This window comes from Streptococcus pseudopneumoniae (genome assembly GCF_038148955.1).
In the GTDB taxonomy this organism is placed as follows: domain Bacteria; phylum Bacillota; class Bacilli; order Lactobacillales; family Streptococcaceae; genus Streptococcus; species Streptococcus pseudopneumoniae_T.
Genome location: NZ_JBBJZY010000001.1, coordinates 169,970 through 187,003, shown reverse-complemented (window position 1 = coordinate 187,003; position 17,034 = coordinate 169,970). Strand labels below are relative to the sequence as shown.

The 17,034-nt window shown below is 39.6% G+C and carries 15 protein-coding genes and 1 pseudogene; 8 read left to right on the top strand and 8 right to left on the bottom strand.

Annotated elements, in window-relative coordinates:
* Positions 1-125 precede the first annotated feature (125 nt).
* Together WKI23_RS00900 and WKI23_RS00895 are read left to right on the top strand one after the other, a co-directional pair.
* Entirely contained in the window at positions 126-770 is a 645-nt protein-coding gene (locus WKI23_RS00900; protein WP_368078630.1) for a YesL family protein, read from the top strand.
* Positions 767-2,981: pseudogene (locus WKI23_RS00895) on the top strand (TIM-barrel domain-containing protein). The gene WKI23_RS00900 and the pseudogene WKI23_RS00895 overlap by 4 nt, the downstream one beginning before the upstream one ends.
* Before the next feature lie 452 nt (positions 2,982-3,433).
* On the opposite strand, the gene WKI23_RS00890 reads toward WKI23_RS00895, so the two are convergent.
* From WKI23_RS00890 to WKI23_RS00865, 6 genes are read right to left on the bottom strand one after another with little or no spacing between them, the layout of a single operon-like run.
* A complete protein-coding gene (locus WKI23_RS00890; RefSeq protein ID WP_368078629.1) occupies positions 3,434-3,910 on the bottom strand; it encodes a glutathione peroxidase in 477 nt (158 codons plus the stop codon).
* Positions 3,907-4,485 carry a DUF3278 domain-containing protein gene (locus WKI23_RS00885; protein ID WP_368078628.1) on the bottom strand — a complete coding sequence of 193 codons (579 nt, stop codon included), beginning with the start codon at positions 4,483-4,485 and terminating at the stop codon, positions 3,907-3,909. The genes WKI23_RS00890 and WKI23_RS00885 overlap by 4 nt, the downstream gene beginning before the upstream one ends.
* Positions 4,486-4,511: 26 nt before the next feature.
* Positions 4,512-4,838 carry a hypothetical protein gene (locus WKI23_RS00880; protein ID WP_368078627.1) on the bottom strand — a complete coding sequence of 109 codons (327 nt, stop codon included), beginning with the start codon at positions 4,836-4,838 and terminating at the stop codon, positions 4,512-4,514.
* A gap of 10 nt (positions 4,839-4,848) precedes the next feature.
* Positions 4,849-5,091 (bottom strand): hypothetical protein, encoded by a 243-nt coding sequence (locus tag WKI23_RS00875; RefSeq protein WP_368078626.1) that lies wholly within the window; start codon positions 5,089-5,091, stop codon positions 4,849-4,851.
* A gap of 10 nt (positions 5,092-5,101) precedes the next feature.
* Positions 5,102-5,641: a DUF3278 domain-containing protein gene (locus WKI23_RS00870; protein WP_368078625.1), complete on the bottom strand. Its 540-nt coding sequence runs from the start codon at positions 5,639-5,641 to the stop codon at positions 5,102-5,104.
* 15 nt (positions 5,642-5,656) lie between these two features.
* Complete coding sequence (locus WKI23_RS00865; RefSeq protein ID WP_001082470.1) at positions 5,657-5,851, bottom strand: helix-turn-helix transcriptional regulator; 195 nt, start codon at positions 5,849-5,851, stop codon at positions 5,657-5,659.
* A 166-nt stretch (positions 5,852-6,017) separates the two neighbouring features.
* Between WKI23_RS00865 and rsmH the strand changes: the two genes are divergently transcribed.
* From rsmH to WKI23_RS00840, 5 genes are all read left to right on the top strand, one after another.
* Positions 6,018-6,968: a 16S rRNA (cytosine(1402)-N(4))-methyltransferase RsmH gene (rsmH, locus tag WKI23_RS00860; RefSeq protein ID WP_368078624.1), complete on the top strand. Its 951-nt coding sequence runs from the start codon at positions 6,018-6,020 to the stop codon at positions 6,966-6,968.
* Between the two features lie 11 nt (positions 6,969-6,979).
* A complete protein-coding gene (ftsL, locus tag WKI23_RS00855; RefSeq protein WP_000840840.1) occupies positions 6,980-7,297 on the top strand; it encodes a cell division protein FtsL in 318 nt (105 codons plus the stop codon).
* A gap of 3 nt (positions 7,298-7,300) precedes the next feature.
* The gene (gene pbp2x / locus WKI23_RS00850; RefSeq protein WP_368078623.1) at positions 7,301-9,553 is read left to right on the top strand and encodes a penicillin-binding protein PBP2X; all 2,253 of its coding nucleotides are present in this window, start codon (positions 7,301-7,303) and stop codon (positions 9,551-9,553) included.
* Between the two features lies 1 nt (position 9,554).
* Positions 9,555-10,535, top strand: a complete 981-nt coding sequence (mraY, locus tag WKI23_RS00845) for a phospho-N-acetylmuramoyl-pentapeptide-transferase (RefSeq protein ID WP_000470806.1) — start codon at positions 9,555-9,557, stop codon at positions 10,533-10,535.
* A 451-nt stretch (positions 10,536-10,986) separates the two neighbouring features.
* Positions 10,987-13,092: an ATP-dependent Clp protease ATP-binding subunit gene (locus WKI23_RS00840; protein WP_368078622.1), complete on the top strand. Its 2,106-nt coding sequence runs from the start codon at positions 10,987-10,989 to the stop codon at positions 13,090-13,092.
* A 61-nt stretch (positions 13,093-13,153) separates the two neighbouring features.
* Here the strand turns inward: WKI23_RS00840 and WKI23_RS00835 are convergent, their stop codons facing one another.
* Together WKI23_RS00835 and WKI23_RS00830 are read right to left on the bottom strand one after the other, a co-directional pair.
* Positions 13,154-13,636, bottom strand: a complete 483-nt coding sequence (locus tag WKI23_RS00835; protein ID WP_000032547.1) for an S-ribosylhomocysteine lyase — start codon at positions 13,634-13,636, stop codon at positions 13,154-13,156.
* Between the two features lie 94 nt (positions 13,637-13,730).
* Positions 13,731-15,215 (bottom strand): DUF1846 domain-containing protein, encoded by a 1,485-nt coding sequence (locus tag WKI23_RS00830; RefSeq protein WP_368078621.1) that lies wholly within the window; start codon positions 15,213-15,215, stop codon positions 13,731-13,733.
* A 152-nt stretch (positions 15,216-15,367) separates the two neighbouring features.
* Here WKI23_RS00830 and WKI23_RS00825 point away from each other — a divergent pair, with 152 nt between their 5' ends.
* Positions 15,368-16,975 carry an alpha-glucosidase gene (locus WKI23_RS00825; RefSeq protein WP_368078620.1) on the top strand — a complete coding sequence of 536 codons (1,608 nt, stop codon included), beginning with the start codon at positions 15,368-15,370 and terminating at the stop codon, positions 16,973-16,975.
* Positions 16,976-17,034 lie beyond the last annotated feature (59 nt).

The following is a 17,034-nucleotide window of genomic DNA, read 5'->3' as shown; positions in this document are numbered from 1 at the left end:
CGCTTCCTTTATTCTAATTTTTAAAGAAATTTGGAAATGTTTTTTTAATAATTTAGGTAATATTTTTGTGCAACTGACATTCTAAAATATAGAGTTAAGACGATTGATTTCATGGAGAATATATTATGCAAAAATTATTTTCATTAGATGGAAAAGTGGTTAGAATTTTAACTTTTTTGACAGATTTAATTATTTTAAATACTCTATTTATTGTTAGTTGTATTCCAATAGTTACAATTGGGGCATCACTAACTTCTCTTACGACAATGTGGTATCGTATTTTAAAAGGTAAAGATATCGATATTACTTATCATTATTTTCGGATCTTTAGACAAAATTTTAAACAATCAACTTTTATTTGGTTGTTTATCCTCCTAATAGAATTACTTTTATATGTGAACTATTGTCTTTGGGGCTATTCAAGTTTATTTTCAGAGTATAGTTTATTGTTAGTGTTGCCCTTTTTATTTGTTATAATACTTTTAATGAGTGTTGTTTTTCCTTATATTGGTCTATTTAAAGATAATCTAAAAAATAGTATTGTAAATAGCGTATTAATTTGTATTTTAAATCCAATACAAGCTATCATGTTGGTTTTATTTAATATTTCTGTACTGTATATGAGTTTTAGTAGTCCAGAACGAGTTTTAACAGCTATTTACGTATTTACATTTGGGGGATTTGCTTTTTGCGGATTGATGAATGTAATGATAACGAATAAAATGTTTGATAAAGTAAAGCAATTTACTAAAAGGAGGGAAACAAATTGAAAATTTTTAAGGGAGAGTTTTATAGAATCTCTGTATTAACAGACAAGCTAGTGAGGTTAGAATATTCTCAAACTGGAAATTTTGAGGATAGAACGACACAACTTATCTATAATAGAGATTTTGGCCAAGTTTCGTTAGATTATATCGAGACATCAAACGTACTAGATATTATGACGGACTATTTTCATTTGCACTTTAATAAAGGAGAATTTAACGCCGAAAATTTATTTATAGAATTAAAAGGAAATTTTGCCGTATATGGTAGTCGCTGGTATTTTGGTGAATCTATTGAAACGTTAAAAGGAACAGCTCGGACTCTGGATAAGGCAGATGGAGCAATCCCATTAGAAGATGGAATTATTAGTCGAAATGGTATTGCCTTACTGGATGATTCTCAAGGATTTATTTGGGATGAACAGTCTGGTTATATGGAGAGAGAAAATCAAATTGACCTCTATTTCTTTGCCTATGGGCATGATTATAGAGGAGCAATCAGAGACTTTTACCATTTGACTGGTTCAACACCCTTGTTGCCACGATATGCTTTAGGTAATTGGTGGAGTAGATATTGGCCTTATACGTCGGATGAATACTTGGATTTAATAGACAGATTTGAAACAGAGAAAATTCCATTATCTATCGGTGTTTTAGATATGGATTGGCATATAACTGACATTCCAGCCCGTTTTGGAAGTGGCTGGACAGGATATAGTTGGAATAAAAACTTAATACCAAATCCAGAACAGTTATTGCAACAACTTCATGATAGAAAGTTAAAACTCTCTTTAAATGTCCATCCTGCTGATGGTATACGGGCTTATGAAGAAGCTTATCCTCGGGTCGCCAAACGATTAGGGTTAAATGTAGAATTAGAGGAACCTGCTATTTTTGATTTTTTCAATCCATCCTTTAGGGAATCCTACTTTAAAGATGTTCATTATGAGCTAGAAAAGCAGGGAGTAGATTTTTGGTGGATTGACTGGCAACAAGGGACACAAGGCATGTTGGATCCTCTATGGCTTTTAAACCATTATCATTATCAGGATAGTTGTAAAAATGCAGAAGGTGGTTTGATTTTATCAAGGTATGCAGGGCCGGGTAGTCACCGATACCCTGTTGGTTTTTCAGGGGATACTATTATTAGTTGGAATTCCTTAAGATTTCAACCTTATTTTACAGCGACAGCATCAAATATCGGTTATAGTTGGTGGAGCCATGATATCGGTGGGCACATGCTAGGGGATTATGACGAAGAGCTACAAACTAGATGGCTACAGTTTGGTGTTTTTAGTCCGATTACTCGATTACATAGTTCTAGAAGTCCTTTCAATAGTAAAGAACCTTGGTTTTTTTTCAGAAACAACATCTAAGATTATGAAGAAATACCTTCGTTTGAGACATCAGATGATTCCATATCTATATACCATGAATGTAAAGACACATGAGGAAGGCGCCCCGTTAATCAGTCCGATCTATTATTTCTACCCAGAGAATGATGAGAGCTATAATGTTCCAAACCAATACTTTTTTGGAACAGAACTGATGGTGGCTCCCGTTGTAGAAAAGATGGATTTGGCATTCCAATCTGCAAAAGTAGATGTATGGTTCCCTGAAGGTGAATGGTATGACTTCTTTTCAGAGAAAAAATATACAGGTGGTGTGAACTTAAGTGTTTATAGAGACATTTCTACTATTCCTGTGTTTGCAAAAAGTGGTGCAATCATTCCCTTGGTTGGTTCTGAGATAGGTATGGGTGTTGATTTACCTGAAGTTGTAGAGTGGTATGTATTCCCAGGAAAACAACATTCTTTTGAAATGATTGAAGATCAAAATGGTCAAAGATATAAAACAAGATTATCGATTGATTGGGAAATGGGAATGGTAGAGTTAGCATTACAAGGCGATTCTAGTATCGTTCCAAGCAATAGAATTCATAGAATTCATTTTAAAGGAACGAATGTGTCTATCATTGAATTGCCAAATAAGAATGATACAGCTAGATTTGAATGGAAAGATAATAAAAGGACATCTCTAAATGATGAAGTTTTTAGACTACTAAAGACGGCTTCTCTTCCATATGAATTAAAAGATAGATTGTTAAATCAATTCATCAATGCTAAAAATTCTCATGAGTTAATGAACATCTTGCATCATCAGGATAAGGAATTGAGAGGGCGTTTATTGGAAATGATATTTACTAGCCAAAACTAATTGAGACATTTCGTACACAATTTCTATTCTTTAATTACTAATTATTATTTTTTAATGTGTAATAGTTTTACATCTCTACGCTTATTGACTTGTATTTTAGTAATTACCAGTTTGGCATAGGGATGTTTTTTGTTTACTGATACTCAATGAAAATCAAAGAGCAAACTAGGAAAACTAGCCGCAGGTTGCTTAAAACACTGTTTTGAGGTTGCAGATAGAACTGACGAAGTCAGCTCAAAACACCGTTTTGAGGTTGCAGATAGAACTGACGAAGTCAGCTCAAAACACTGTTTTGAGGTTGTAGATAGAACTGACGAAGTCAGTAACATATATACGGCAAGGCAACGTTGACGTGATTTGAAGAGATTTTCGAAGAGTATAAGCCAAAGCCAATCAAAAAATCTCACTATTCATTAGGCTAAAGGAGACCTAATCATAGTGAGATTGTGAAATTATAGTAGGTTTTGTATAGCCTCTTCAATTTGTTTTGGGTCTGTTTTGGAAGAGAAGCGTTCAACGACCTGTCCATCACGACCAATGAGAAATTTAGCGAAATTCCATTCGATTCGTTTTCCTAGTGAGCCAGATTTTTGTTCTTTCAACCAAACATAGAGAGGATCTGCTTTCTTACCGTTGACCTTGATCTTGGCAAAACGTGGGAAGGTGGTCTGGTAATGTAGGCTACAGAAGTTGTTGATTTCCTCTGCATTGCCGGGTGCTTGTCTCATAAACTGATTGCAGGGGAAGTCTAAGATTTCAAAGCCCTGATCTTGATAGCGTTCATAGAGTTCTTGGAGTCCTTGGTATTGGGGCGTTAAACCACATCCAGTAGCAGTATTGACAACCAAGAGAACTTTCCCACGATAGGCATTTAGTGAGATTTCTTGATTGTCTTGATTTAAGACTGAAAAATCGTATAGTGAAGTCATTGCTTGCTTTTCTCCTTCTGTTTGGTCTTTTTAGGAGTTTTCTCCTCCTGTAGTGATAGAAATCCGTAGGTCAGGGTTCCGAAAATACTACCGATAATCAGGCCATACATCAGGAAAGGACCACTTTTATCAAATTGCATGAGCAACTTCCCAAAATCTGGAAGGTACATCTGCTGAACGAAGACTTTATGAAAGATGAGTAGGGTAAAGAGGCCAATCTGAAGACCGATAAACACAACCCAGCTTCGGATTTTGATTTGGGCTTTGCTGTAGGTTTTGAGGATGATTTCTGATTTGTCATCCTTTTCAAGATGAAGCTCTTGGACGGCTTTTTGAGCTTTTATACTCATGAACAAAATGAGTCCAAAATAGATGTAGGGCATAACATTTCGAACAATTTCTATAAAGCTTCCGAACAAAATATAGAATAGGAAGAGAATGAAGGAAGAGTAAAAGATTTGGATCATGGAACGGGCGCAAGCCTTGTAGATAACCTCTTGACGGCATTCATCAAAAGGCCCTTGGATATGAAAGAAATTTCGAAGTAGGCGAGTTGTTAAGTCTTCTTTTTTCATGGGTGATTTCTCCTAAATGAACGATGCTATTTTGTTTCTTTTACGAATTGATAGAGATAATAAAGATAAGTGATAGAAGAAAGGCTAGCAATAGTCAGCAGTAAATAATAGTTCCAACCGCTTGAGATGAGCATCAGTTGTGGAAAAGATAGAATTATAAAGTATAGTGCTAAGTTGAGTATGCGCGTTTTTGGGGAGTTAATCTTTAGATAAGTCAGTACTTTGTTAAGTGCTAGAATAAAGACTAGCACGAGGAATGTCTCGTCGATTGGCAAGTTCCCTGAAATGATGATGAAGATGAACAGAGAACTGAACAAAAGATGATAGGTCAGTAAAGTTACTAATGATTTCATAGGATACCTCCTAATTCTGGTCTTTTTTAGCTCTTGCAATACGAAGTGAGTCGACAATATGCATCATCACTCCGAAAAAGAAAGCTCCCAGTATAGTTTTAAAAATATGTTTTGTATTTAGAAGAGAACTGATAAAATTTGGATTTTCACTTGTTAGGCTATCAATGAGTGGAATTATAAAAAATATCACTGTTCCATAAATCGAACCTGCTTTCAGACTAGAATAACGTAACTGCTTCTTTTCTTTTTTCATGAGTTGGCTCCTAATCATCCTGGTCTTCCTTGGCTTTTGCAATGCGACGGGAGATGAGGAACTGTATGCTCGCTCCGAAGAAAATAGAACCGAGAATGCTTGATACACCATTTCTTATAGTGAGAAGAGAATGGAAATAGTCCTGACCTTCACCTATGAGTATACTGAGAAGAGGAGTTATAAAAAACATCCATAGACCAAAGAACAAACCTGCTTTCAGACCTGGGTAGTGTAGTTGCTTGCTTTCTTTCTCACTCAGCATATCTGGTTCAATAGTTGTAATCCCTGTTTTTTTCATTTGATAGGTGACATAGCCAGCAGCGATGAGGGCAATCACTAAAATCAGAGGAGGATAGATTAGAGCCACTTCTTGAGGATATTTATAGGCCAGAAGGAGTGGAATAAGATTTCCGAAAATCATCAGATAAAAGAGGAAGATAAAGACTTGATTGCCGATACGATCAGCCTCGCGTCGTTTGTATTCGTCAAGTGGATCAGAAATACCGTATGTACGCTTGATCAGTTTTTCAGTGAAGGTTTCTTTTTTCATGAGTTGGCTCCTTTTTTAAAAATCATCCTCCCAAAAGAGACTGTTGAGGTCAGTTTGGAGGCTACGGGCGAGATTGAGACAGAGTTCCAGAGTTGGATTGTACTTGTCGTTTTCAATCATGTTGATGGTCTGTCTCGAGACACCGATATCTTTGGCGAGTTCGAGCTGGGAAATGCCCAGTTCCTTGCGAAATTCTTTCACACGATTCATCTCTTCTCCTTTCTGATTTATGTCGTATATATTTGACTATATTATAGTCTTTTAAACATAAAGTGTCAAGTATTTTTGACATATTTTTCGAAGAAATCTTACTTACATTTGACCTATTTGTCTGACTAGTGCAAGCTGGTCAGATTTGTGGTAAAATAGATAAGATATGACAAAAGAATTTCATCATGTAACGGTCTTACTCCACGAAACGATTGATATGCTCGACGTAAAGCCTGACGGTATCTACGTTGATGCGACTTTGGGTGGAGCAGGCCATAGCGAATATTTATTAAGTAAATTAAGTGAAAAAGGCCATCTCTATGCCTTTGACCAGGACCAGAATGCCATTGACAATGCGCAAGAACGCTTGGCACCTTACATTGAAAAGGGGATGGTGACTTTTATCAAGGATAACTTCCGTCATTTGCAGGCACGTTTGCGCGAAGCTGGTGTTCAGGAAATTGATGGAATTTGTTATGACTTGGGAGTGTCTAGTCCTCAGCTGGACCAGCGTGAGCGTGGTTTTTCTTATAAAAAGGATGCGCCATTGGACATGCGCATGAATCAGGATGCTAGTCTGACAGCCTATGAAGTGGTGAACAATTATGACTATCATGACTTGGTTCGTATTTTCTTCAAGTATGGCGAGGACAAATTCTCTAAACAGATTGCGCGTAAGATTGAGCAAGCTCGAGAAGTCAAGCCTATCGAGACTACGACTGAGCTGGCAGAAATTATCAAGTCGGCCAAACCTGCCAAGGAGCTCAAGAAGAAGGGCCATCCTGCCAAGCAGATTTTCCAGGCTATTCGAATTGAAGTCAATGATGAACTGGGAGCGGCAGATGAGTCCGTCCAGCAGGCTATGGATATGTTGGCTCTGGATGGTAGAATTTCAGTGATTACCTTTCATTCCTTAGAAGACCGCTTGACCAAGCAATTGTTCAAGGAAGCTTCAACGGTTGAAGTTCCCAAAGGTTTGCCCTTCATCCCAGATGATCTCAAGCCTAAGATGGAATTGGTGTCCCGTAAGCCAATCTTGCCAAGTGCAGAAGAATTAGAAGCCAATAACCGCTCGCACTCAGCCAAGTTGCGCGTGGCCAGAAAAATTCACAAGTAAGAGGAAAAAAGATGGCAGAAAGAATGGAAAAAACAGGTCAAATACTACAGATGCAACTTAAACGGTTTTCGCGTGTGGAAAAAGCTTTTTACTTTTCCATTGCTGTAACCACTCTTATTGTAGCCATTAGTATTATTTTTATGCAGACCAAGCTCTTGCAAGTGCAGAATGATTTGACAAAAATCAATGCGCAAATAGAGGAAAAGAAGACCGAATTGGACGATGCCAAGCAAGAGGTCAATGAACTATTACGTGCAGAACGTTTGAAAGAGATTGCCAATTCACACGATTTGCAATTAAACAATGAAAATATTCGAATAGCGGAGTAAGATATGAAGTGGACAAAAAGAGTAATCCGTTATGCGACGAAAAATCGGAAATCGCCGGCTGAAAACAGACGCAGAGTTGGAAAAAGTCTGAGTTTATTATCTGTCTTTGTTTTTGCCGTTTTTTTAGTCAATTTTGCGGTCATTATTGGGACGGGCACTCGCTTTGGAACAGATTTAGCGAAGGAAGCTAAGAAAGTTCACCAAATAACCCGTACAGTCCCTGCCAAACGTGGGACTATTTATGACCGAAATGGAGTCCCGATTGCTGAGGATGCGACATCTTATAATGTCTATGCGGTTATTGATGAGAACTATAAGTCAGCAACGGGTAAGATTCTTTACGTAGAAAAAACACAATTTAACAAGGTTGCAGAGGTCTTTCATAAGTATCTGGACATGGAAGAATCCTATGTAAGAGAGCAACTCTCGCAACCTAATCTCAAGCAAGTTTCCTTTGGTTCGAAGGGCAATGGGATTACCTATGCCAATATGATGTCTATCAAAAAAGAGTTGGAAACTGCAGAGGTCAAGGGGATTGATTTTACAACCAGTCCCAATCGTAGTTACCCAAATGGACAATTTGCTTCTAGTTTTATCGGACTAGCTCAGCTACATGAAAATGAAGATGGCAGCAAGAGTTTGCTGGGAACCTCTGGAATGGAGAGTTCCTTGAACAGTATTCTTGCAGGGACAGACGGCATTATTACCTATGAAAAGGATCGTCTGGGTAATATTGTACCCGGAACAGAACAAGTTTCCCAACAAACGGTAGATGGCAAGGATGTTTATACAACATTGTCTAGTCCGCTACAATCTTTCATGGAAACTCAGATGGATGCCTTTCTAGAAAAAGTAAAAGGTAAGTATATGACCGCGACCTTGGTCAGTGCAAAGACCGGTGAAATCCTCGCTACCACCCAACGACCTACCTTTAATGCAGATACTAAAGAAGGAATCACTGAGGACTTTGTTTGGCGTGATATTCTTTATCAAAGTAACTATGAACCAGGATCAGCCATGAAGGTTATGACGTTAGCTTCTTCTATTGATAATAATACCTTCCCAAGTGGAGAATACTTCAATAGCAGTGAATTCAAAATAGCGGATGCGACGACTCGAGATTGGGATGTTAATGAAGGTTTGACTACTGGTGGGATGATGACTTTCTTACAAGGTTTCGCTCACTCCAGTAATGTTGGAATGAGTCTACTTGAACAAAAAATGGGAGATGCTACTTGGTTGGATTATCTAAAACGCTTTAAATTTGGGGTTCCAACTCGCTTTGGCTTGACAGATGAATACGCTGGTCAACTTCCAGCTGATAATATTGTTAGTATTGCTCAAAGCTCATTTGGGCAAGGAATTTCAGTGACACAAACACAAATGCTTCGTGCCTTTACAGCTATTGCTAATGATGGAGTTATGCTGGAGCCAAAATTTATAAGTGCTATTTATGATACTAACAATCAGTCTGTACGTAAGTCACAAAAAGAAATAGTAGGAAATCCTGTTTCCAAAGAGGCAGCAAGCACAACTCGAAATCACATGATCTTAGTTGGGACGGACCCTCTATATGGAACTATGTATAATCACTACACAGGAAAGCCAATTATAACAGTTCCTGGACAAAATGTAGCAGTTAAATCCGGTACGGCTCAAATCGCTGATGAGAAAAATGGAGGATACTTGGTTGGTTCTACCAATTATATTTTCTCAGCTGTGACTATGAATCCTGCTGAAAATCCTGATTTTATCTTGTATGTAACGGTTCAACAGCCTGAGCATTATTCAGGTATCCAGTTGGGAGAATTTGCCACCCCAATCTTGGAGCGGGCTTCAGCTATGAAAGAATCTCTCAATCTTCAATCTCCAGCCAAAAATTTAGATAAAGTTACGACAGAATCTTCTTATGCAATGCCTAGCATCAAGGATATTTCACCTGGTGAGTTGGCGGAAGCCTTACGCCGAAATATTGTGCAACCAATCGTTGTAGGTACTGGAACAAAGATTAAAGAGACTTCTGTAGAAGAAGGGACCAATCTTGCACCAAACCAACAAGTTCTCCTTTTATCGGATAAGGTAGAAGAAATTCCAGACATGTATGGCTGGAAAAAAGAGACTGCCGAGACCTTTGCTAAATGGTTGGATATTGAACTGGAATTTGAAGGTTCAGGTTCCGTTGTTCAGAAGCAAGATGTTCGGACTAATACAGCTATCAAAAACATTAAAAAAATTACATTAACTTTAGGAGACTAATATGTTTATTTCTATTAGTGCTGGAATTGTGACATTTTTACTAACTTTAGTAGGAATTCCGGCCTTTATCCAATTTTATAGAAAGGCGCAAATTACAGGCCAGCAGATGCATGAGGATGTTAAACAGCACCAGGCAAAAGCTGGGACTCCTACAATGGGGGGACTTGTTTTCCTCATTGCTGCAGTTGTGGTGAGTTTCCTCGTCGCTCTTTTTTCGAAACAATTGACCAATAATGTTGGTATGATTTTGTTTATTTTGGTCTTGTATGGCTTGGTTGGTTTTTTAGATGACTTTCTCAAGGTCTTCCGCAAGATCAATGAGGGGCTAAACCCCAAACAGAAATTGGCTCTTCAGCTGCTAGGTGGCGTCATTTTCTACCTTTTTTATGAGCGTGGGGGCGATATGCTTTCAGTCTTTGGTTACCAAGTGCATCTAGGGATTTTCTATATTCTTTTCGCCCTTTTCTGGCTAGTTGGTTTTTCAAACGCAGTCAACTTGACTGACGGCATTGACGGTCTGGCTAGTATTTCAGTCGTGATTAGTTTGTCTGCCTATGGAGTTATTGCCTATGTGCAAGGTCAGATGGATATTCTTCTAGTGATTCTTGCCATGATTGGTGGTTTGCTTGGTTTCTTTGTCTTTAACCATAAGCCTGCTAAGGTCTTTATGGGGGATGTGGGAAGTTTAGCTCTCGGTGGAATGCTGGCAGCTATCTCTATGGCCCTCCACCAAGAATGGACTCTCTTGATTATCGGAATTGTTTATGTTTTTGAAACAACTTCAGTCATGATGCAAGTCAGTTATTTCAAAATGACTGGTGGCAAACGTATTTTCCGCATGACGCCTGTGCATCACCATTTTGAGCTTGGAGGATTGTCTGGTAAAGGAAATCCATGGAGCGAGTGGAAGGTTGACTTCTTCTTTTGGGGAGTGGGACTTCTAGCAAGTCTCTTGACCCTAGCAATTTTGTATTTGATGTAAGAATGGCACCCTGATGTTTCAGGGTGTTTTTGCTTTTTAAAAAATATTGGTCAATTAAAGTCAAATCCCTTGACCTTTTCTGACTAATGTAGTATATTATGAACGTAAGGTAAATGAAAGCCTTACTCGAACACTTATACTCAATGAAAATCAAAGAGCAAACTAGGAAGCTAGCCGCAGGTTTTCAAAACACTGTTTTGAGGTTGCAGATAGAGCTGACGTGGTTTGAAGAGATTTTCGAAGAGTATTATTTAAAGTAAAATAGAAAGAGGTGTGTCTATGTTTAATCTAGAAATCTTCAGAAGTAAAGATAGTCTACTCCTGCTTGAAAAAGAAAAACCAGAAATAGTACCTAGAGTAGCCATTTAGCTAGTCTAAATTTTTTAAAACAAAGGTCAAAGATAGTCAATGTCAGTGATCATAACTAAGTAAACAAAAAGAGGTAAAGAATATGAACAACAACTTTAATAATTTTAACAACATGGATGATCTATTTAACCAATTGATGGGTGGTATGCGAGGATACAGTTCTGAAAATCGTCGCTACTTGATTAATGGACGTGAAGTCACACCTGAGGAATTTGCTCACTATCGTGCAACTGGCCAATTGCCAGGAAATGCAGAAGTTGATGGTCAAATGCCACAACATACGTCAGGTATGAAACAAGACGGTGTCCTTGCTAAACTGGGTCGAAACTTAACAGCAGAAGCGCGTGAGGGCAAGTTGGATCCTGTTATCGGACGAAACAAGGAAATTCAAGAAGCGTCTGAAATTCTTTCACGCCGTACCAAGAACAATCCTGTTTTAGTTGGAGACGCAGGCGTTGGTAAGACAGCCGTTGTCGAAGGTCTAGCACAAGCCATTGTGAATGGTGATGTTCCAGCTGCTATTAAGAATAAGGAAATTATTTCCATTGATATCTCAGGTCTTGAAGCTGGTACTCAATACCGTGGTAGCTTTGAAGAAAATGTCCAAAACTTAGTCAATGAGGTTAAAGAAGCAGGGAATATTATCCTCTTCTTTGATGAAATTCACCAAATCCTCGGTGCTGGATCTACTGGAGGTGACAGTGGTTCTAAAGGGCTTGCGGATATTCTCAAGCCAGCCCTCTCTCGTGGGGAATTGACCGTGATTGGGGCAACAACTCAAGACGAATACCGTAACACCATCTTGAAGAATGCAGCTCTTGCTCGTCGTTTCAACGAAGTCAAGGTCAATGCTCCTTCAGCAGAGGATACTTTTAAAATTCTTCAAGGAATTCGTGACCTTTATCAACAACACCACAATGTCATCTTGCCAGACGAAGTCTTGAAAGCAGCGGTGGATTATTCTGTTCAGTATATTCCTCAACGTAGCTTGCCAGATAAGGCTATCGACCTTGTAGATGTAACGGCAGCTCACTTGGCAGCTCAGCATCCAGTAACAGATGTTCATGCTGTTGAACGTGAAATTGAGGTAGAAAAAGACAAGCAAGAAAAAGCTGTTGAGGCAGAAGATTTTGAAGCAGCTCTAAACTATAAAACACGCATTGCAGAATTGGAAAAGAAAATCGAAAACCATACAGAAGATATGAAAGTGACTGCCACTGTCAATGATGTAGCTGAATCTGTAGAACGAATGACAGGGATTCCAGTATCGCAAATGGGAGCATCAGACATCGAACGTTTGAAAGATATGGCTCATCGTCTGCAAGATAAGGTAATCGGTCAAGATAAGGCAGTTGAAGCTGTAGCTCGTGCCATCCGTCGTAATCGTGCTGGTTTTGATGAAGGTAATCGCCCAATAGGCAGCTTCCTCTTTGTAGGTCCAACTGGAGTTGGTAAGACTGAACTTGCTAAGCAATTGGCGCTAGATATGTTTGGAACCAAGGAAGCGATTATCCGTTTGGATATGTCAGAATACAGTGACCGTACAGCCGTTTCTAAGCTAATTGGTACAACAGCAGGCTATGTGGGTTATGATGACAATAGCAATACCTTAACAGAACGTGTTCGTCGCAATCCATACTCTATCATTCTCTTGGATGAAATTGAGAAGGCTGATCCTCAAGTCATTACCCTTCTCCTCCAAGTCTTGGATGATGGTCGTTTGACTGATGGTCAAGGAAATACCGTTAACTTTAAAAACACAGTCATTATTGCGACCTCAAATGCTGGTTTTGGCTATGAAGCTAACTTGACAGAAGATGCGGACAAACCAGAATTGATGGACCGTTTGAAACCATTCTTCCGTCCAGAATTCCTTAACCGCTTTAACGCAGTTATTGAGTTCTCACACTTGACTAAGGAAGACCTTTCTAAGATTGTGGACTTGATGCTGGCTGAAGTCAACCAAACTTTGGATAAGAAAGAGATTGATTTAGAAGTCAGCCAAGCGGCTAAAGACTATATCACAGAAGAAGGTTACGATGAAGTCATGGGTGTTCGTCCTCTCCGTCGTGTGGTTGAACAACAAATCCGTGACAAAGTCACAGACTTCCACTTGGATAACCTTGATGCTAAACACCTAGAAGCTGACATGGAAGATGGTGTTTTGGTCATTCGTGAAAAAGTTTAAGACAGAATTTTGAGAATAAAAAAGAAGGAGCCAGCTGAAAAACTGGTTCCTTTTTTTGTGTTTAAATCACATGACGCTCAAAGGCATCATCTGAAATCCCTTGTTCAAGTATGAGTTTTGCCCATTCTTTAGCAGAAAAGAGGCTGTGGTCCTTGTAGTTTCCGCAAGATTCGATGGTTGTTCCAGGGACATCTTCCCAAGTGGTAGTCTCAGCGATTTCTTTGAGCGAATCCTTGATAACGGCCGCGATTTCAGCACTGGTGTGACGTCCCCACATAATCATGTGGAAGCCTGTACGGCAACCAAATGGTGAACAGTCAATCATGCCGTCAATACGGGTACGGATGAGTTTTGCCAAGAGATGCTCGATAGTATGAAGGCCAGCGGTAGGGATTGAGTCTTCATTTGGTTGTACCAAGCGAATGTCATAATTGGAGATGATGTCTCCCTTTGGCCCTGTTTCTTCTCCAATCAAGCGGACATAGGGTGCTTTAACAATGGTGTGGTCAAGTTCAAAACTTTCAACAATAACTTCTTTTGACATGGTAAATCCTTTCAGTTTTCTCCTTTCATTATAACATAAAGCTGGCTCCTGAGACAGAGAGAAAACCTCTCCGAGGCTGGAGAGGTTGAAATCGTTACTTACGATACAAGCGGTCGTATTGGTAGTAAGGGTCAAAGGTTACATTGATACCCAATTTACGAAGGACATTCTTGTCTTCATCTGTCAAGATGATGGTTGAGTGGGCTTCGCTTCCTTTGAGGTTGCCGAGCTCTTCCATAGCACGAGCAGCATCAGGATTTTCTGTAGCTGTGATAGCCAGTGCAATTAGGATTTCATTTGAATGAAGGCGTGGATTGCGGCTACCGAGATGATCGATTTTAAGACCTTGGATTGGTTTGACAAGTTCCGGTTCGATGAGTTTTACTTCTTTAGCAATGTCAGCTGATTTCTTGATAGCGTTGATCAAGGCAGCGGCTGTAGGGCCAAAGAGTTCTGAGTTCTTACCAGTGACAATTTCTCCGCTTGGCAATTCAAGGGCTAGGGCTGGTCCGCCAGTTTCTTCTGCTTTTTGACGGGCAACAACAGCCACCTTACGGTCTGCTGGTGTGATACCGAGGTCATTCATAAGCAATTCGATTTTCTTGACAGCAGATTCGCCAACTTTTTCGGCTTTAAAATCAAGAACAGTTTGATAGTAACGGCGGATGATTTCTTGTTTAGAAGCTTCGACAGCAGCCTCATCATCTGTAATAGCGAAACCAACCATGTTGACACCCATGTCTGTCGGAGAAGCGTATGGAGATTTACCAAGGATACGTTCTAACATGCGCTTAAGTACTGGGAAGATCTCGATATCACGATTGTAGTTGACAGTGGTTTCTCCGTAGGTTTGGAGATGGAAGGGGTCAATCATGTTGACATCGTCAAGGTCTGCTGTGGCAGCCTCGTAGGCCAAATTGACTGGGTGATGAAGGGGAAGATTCCAAACTGGGAAGGTTTCAAATTTAGCGTAACCAGACTTGATACCATTGATTTGGTCGTGGTACATGTTTGACATACAAGTTGCCAATTTTCCAGAACCAGGTCCAGGAGCTGTTACGACAATCAAGTTGCGACTGGTTTTGATGTAGTCGTTTTTCCCCATTCCTTCTGGAGAAATGATGTGGTCCATATCCGTCGGATATCCTTTGATTGGATAATGAAGATAAGAATCAATTCCGTTTTTCTCAAGTTGATTGCGGAAGGCATCTGCAGCGGGTTGGCCAGCGTATTGTGTAATGACAACGGAGCCGACAAAAATTCCTAATTCATTGAATTTATCAATCAAACGAAGAACTTCTTGGTCATAAGAAATGCCCAAGTCACCACGTGCTTTGGAATGCTCGATGTTGCTTGCATTAATAGCAATCACAACCTCAACCTGCTCTTTCAATTCTTGCAAGAGCTTGATTTTGTTGTCAGGCTCATAACCAGGAAGAACACGAGCAGCGTGGAAATCTTCTAACATTTTACCACCAAACTCCAAGTAGAGCTTGCCGTCAAATTGGTTAATGCGCTCCAAAATGTGGTCGCGCTGTAGATTCAAATATTGTTCAGAACTAAAAGCTTGTTTTTTCATTTTTTTACCTCTGACCTCTATTATAATAAAAAATTGGAAGTTAGGAAACTATGGAGTCAAAAAAGGAATCAAAAAGATTAGGCAAACGCTTGCACAAAAATTAGAAAAACGCTATCATAGACTATAGATTATTAAAATAATGAGGTAAGAAGATGCAAGAAAAATGGTGGCACAATGCCGTAGTCTATCAAGTTTATCCTAAGAGCTTTATGGATAGTAACGGAGATGGAATTGGCGATTTGCCAGGAATTACTAGTAAGTTGGACTATCTAGCTAAGTTAGGAATCACAGCGATTTGGCTTTCTCCGGTTTATGACAGTCCTATGGATGATAATGGCTACGATATTGCTGATTATCAAGCGATTGCAGCTATTTTCGGAACCATGGAGGATATGGACCAACTGATTGCGGAAGCTAAGAAGCGTGATATTCGTATCATCATGGACTTGGTGGTCAATCATACCTCAGATGAACATGCTTGGTTTGTCGAGGCTTGTGAGAATCCTGATAGTCCCGAGCGAGACTACTATATCTGGCGAGATGAGCCTAATGATTTGGAGTCTATCTTTAGTGGATCAGCTTGGGAATACGATGAAAAGTCAGGTCAGTACTATCTCCACTTTTTCAGCAAGAAACAGCCTGATCTCAACTGGGAAAATGAAAAACTGCGCCAGAAAATTTACGAGATGATGAACTTCTGGATTGATAAAGGCATTGGCGGTTTCCGCATGGATGTCATTGACATGATTGGCAAAATCCCTGATGAGAAAGTAGTCAATAATGGTCCTATGCTCCATCCCTATCTCAAGGGAATGAATCAGGCAACCTTTGGAGATAAGAATCTCTTGACAGTGGGAGAGACCTGGGGTGCAACGCCAGAAATTGCCAAACTCTACTCTGATCCGAAGGGGCAAGAACTGTCTATGGTCTTCCAGTTTGAACACATCGGTCTTCAGTATCAGGAGGGTCAGCCTAAATGGCACTATCAAAAAGAGCTAAATATCGCTAAGTTAAAAGAGATTTTCAACAAATGGCAGACAGAGCTGGGAGTTGAGGACGGCTGGAATTCCCTCTTCTGGAACAACCATGACCTCCCTCGTATCGTCTCTATCTGGGGAAATGACCAAGAATACCGAGAAAAATCTGCTAAAGCCTTTGCAATCTTGCTTCATCTCATGAGAGGGACACCTTATATCTATCAAGGTGAGGAGATTGGGATGACCAACTATCCGTTTGAAACTCTGGATCAAGTAGAAGATATTGAGTCACTCAACTATGCGCGTGAAGCTCTTGAAAAAGGTGTTCCGATGGAAGAAATCATGGACAGTATCCGTGTCATTGGACGTGACAATGCCCGTACTCCAATGCAATGGGACGAAAGCAAAAACTCCGGTTTCTCAACAGCTCAACCGTGGTTGGCAGTCAATCCAAACTATCAAGACATCAATGTTCAAGAAGCACTGGCAAATCCAGATTCTATTTTCTATACTTATCAGAAGTTGGTCCAAATCCGTAAGGAAAACAGCTGGCTGATTCGAGCTGACTTTGAATTGCTTGAAACTGCTGACAAGATCTTTGCCTACATTCGTAAAGATGGCGACCGTCGTTTCCTAGTTGTGGGCAACTTGTCCAATGAAGAACAAGACTTGGCAGTAGAAGGAAATGTCAAATCAGTCTTGATTGAAAACACCGTGGCTCAAGAAGTTTTTGAGAAACAAATCTTAGCTCCATGGGATGCTTTCTGTGTTGAATTACTATAAATATTTTTTACAGAAAAATTTAAAATTGAAATCGCATAAAAACAAGGGAGGACTGTATG

What these genes read in the sequence shown, in the direction of transcription:
- pbp2x (WP_368078623.1), top strand. Translation starts at nt 7,301, where the DNA reads ATGAAGTGGACAAAAAGAGTAATCCGTTATGCGACGAAAAATCGGAAA.
- WKI23_RS00880 (WP_368078627.1), bottom strand. Translation starts at nt 4,838, where the DNA reads ATGAAATCATTAGTAACTTTACTGACCTATCATCTTTTGTTCAGTTCT.
- mraY (WP_000470806.1), top strand. Translation starts at nt 9,555, where the DNA reads ATGTTTATTTCTATTAGTGCTGGAATTGTGACATTTTTACTAACTTTA.
- WKI23_RS00875 (WP_368078626.1), bottom strand. Translation starts at nt 5,091, where the DNA reads ATGAAAAAAGAAAAGAAGCAGTTACGTTATTCTAGTCTGAAAGCAGGT.
- ftsL (WP_000840840.1), top strand. Translation starts at nt 6,980, where the DNA reads ATGGCAGAAAGAATGGAAAAAACAGGTCAAATACTACAGATGCAACTT.
- WKI23_RS00865 (WP_001082470.1), bottom strand. Translation starts at nt 5,851, where the DNA reads ATGAATCGTGTGAAAGAATTTCGCAAGGAACTGGGCATTTCCCAGCTC.
- WKI23_RS00840 (WP_368078622.1), top strand. Translation starts at nt 10,987, where the DNA reads ATGAACAACAACTTTAATAATTTTAACAACATGGATGATCTATTTAAC.
- WKI23_RS00870 (WP_368078625.1), bottom strand. Translation starts at nt 5,641, where the DNA reads ATGAAAAAAGAAACCTTCACTGAAAAACTGATCAAGCGTACATACGGT.
- WKI23_RS00890 (WP_368078629.1), bottom strand. Translation starts at nt 3,910, where the DNA reads ATGACTTCACTATACGATTTTTCAGTCTTAAATCAAGACAATCAAGAA.
- rsmH (WP_368078624.1), top strand. Translation starts at nt 6,018, where the DNA reads ATGACAAAAGAATTTCATCATGTAACGGTCTTACTCCACGAAACGATT.
- WKI23_RS00885 (WP_368078628.1), bottom strand. Translation starts at nt 4,485, where the DNA reads ATGAAAAAAGAAGACTTAACAACTCGCCTACTTCGAAATTTCTTTCAT.
- WKI23_RS00900 (WP_368078630.1), top strand. Translation starts at nt 126, where the DNA reads ATGCAAAAATTATTTTCATTAGATGGAAAAGTGGTTAGAATTTTAACT.
- WKI23_RS00835 (WP_000032547.1), bottom strand. Translation starts at nt 13,636, where the DNA reads ATGTCAAAAGAAGTTATTGTTGAAAGTTTTGAACTTGACCACACCATT.
- WKI23_RS00825 (WP_368078620.1), top strand. Translation starts at nt 15,368, where the DNA reads ATGCAAGAAAAATGGTGGCACAATGCCGTAGTCTATCAAGTTTATCCT.
- WKI23_RS00830 (WP_368078621.1), bottom strand. Translation starts at nt 15,215, where the DNA reads ATGAAAAAACAAGCTTTTAGTTCTGAACAATATTTGAATCTACAGCGC.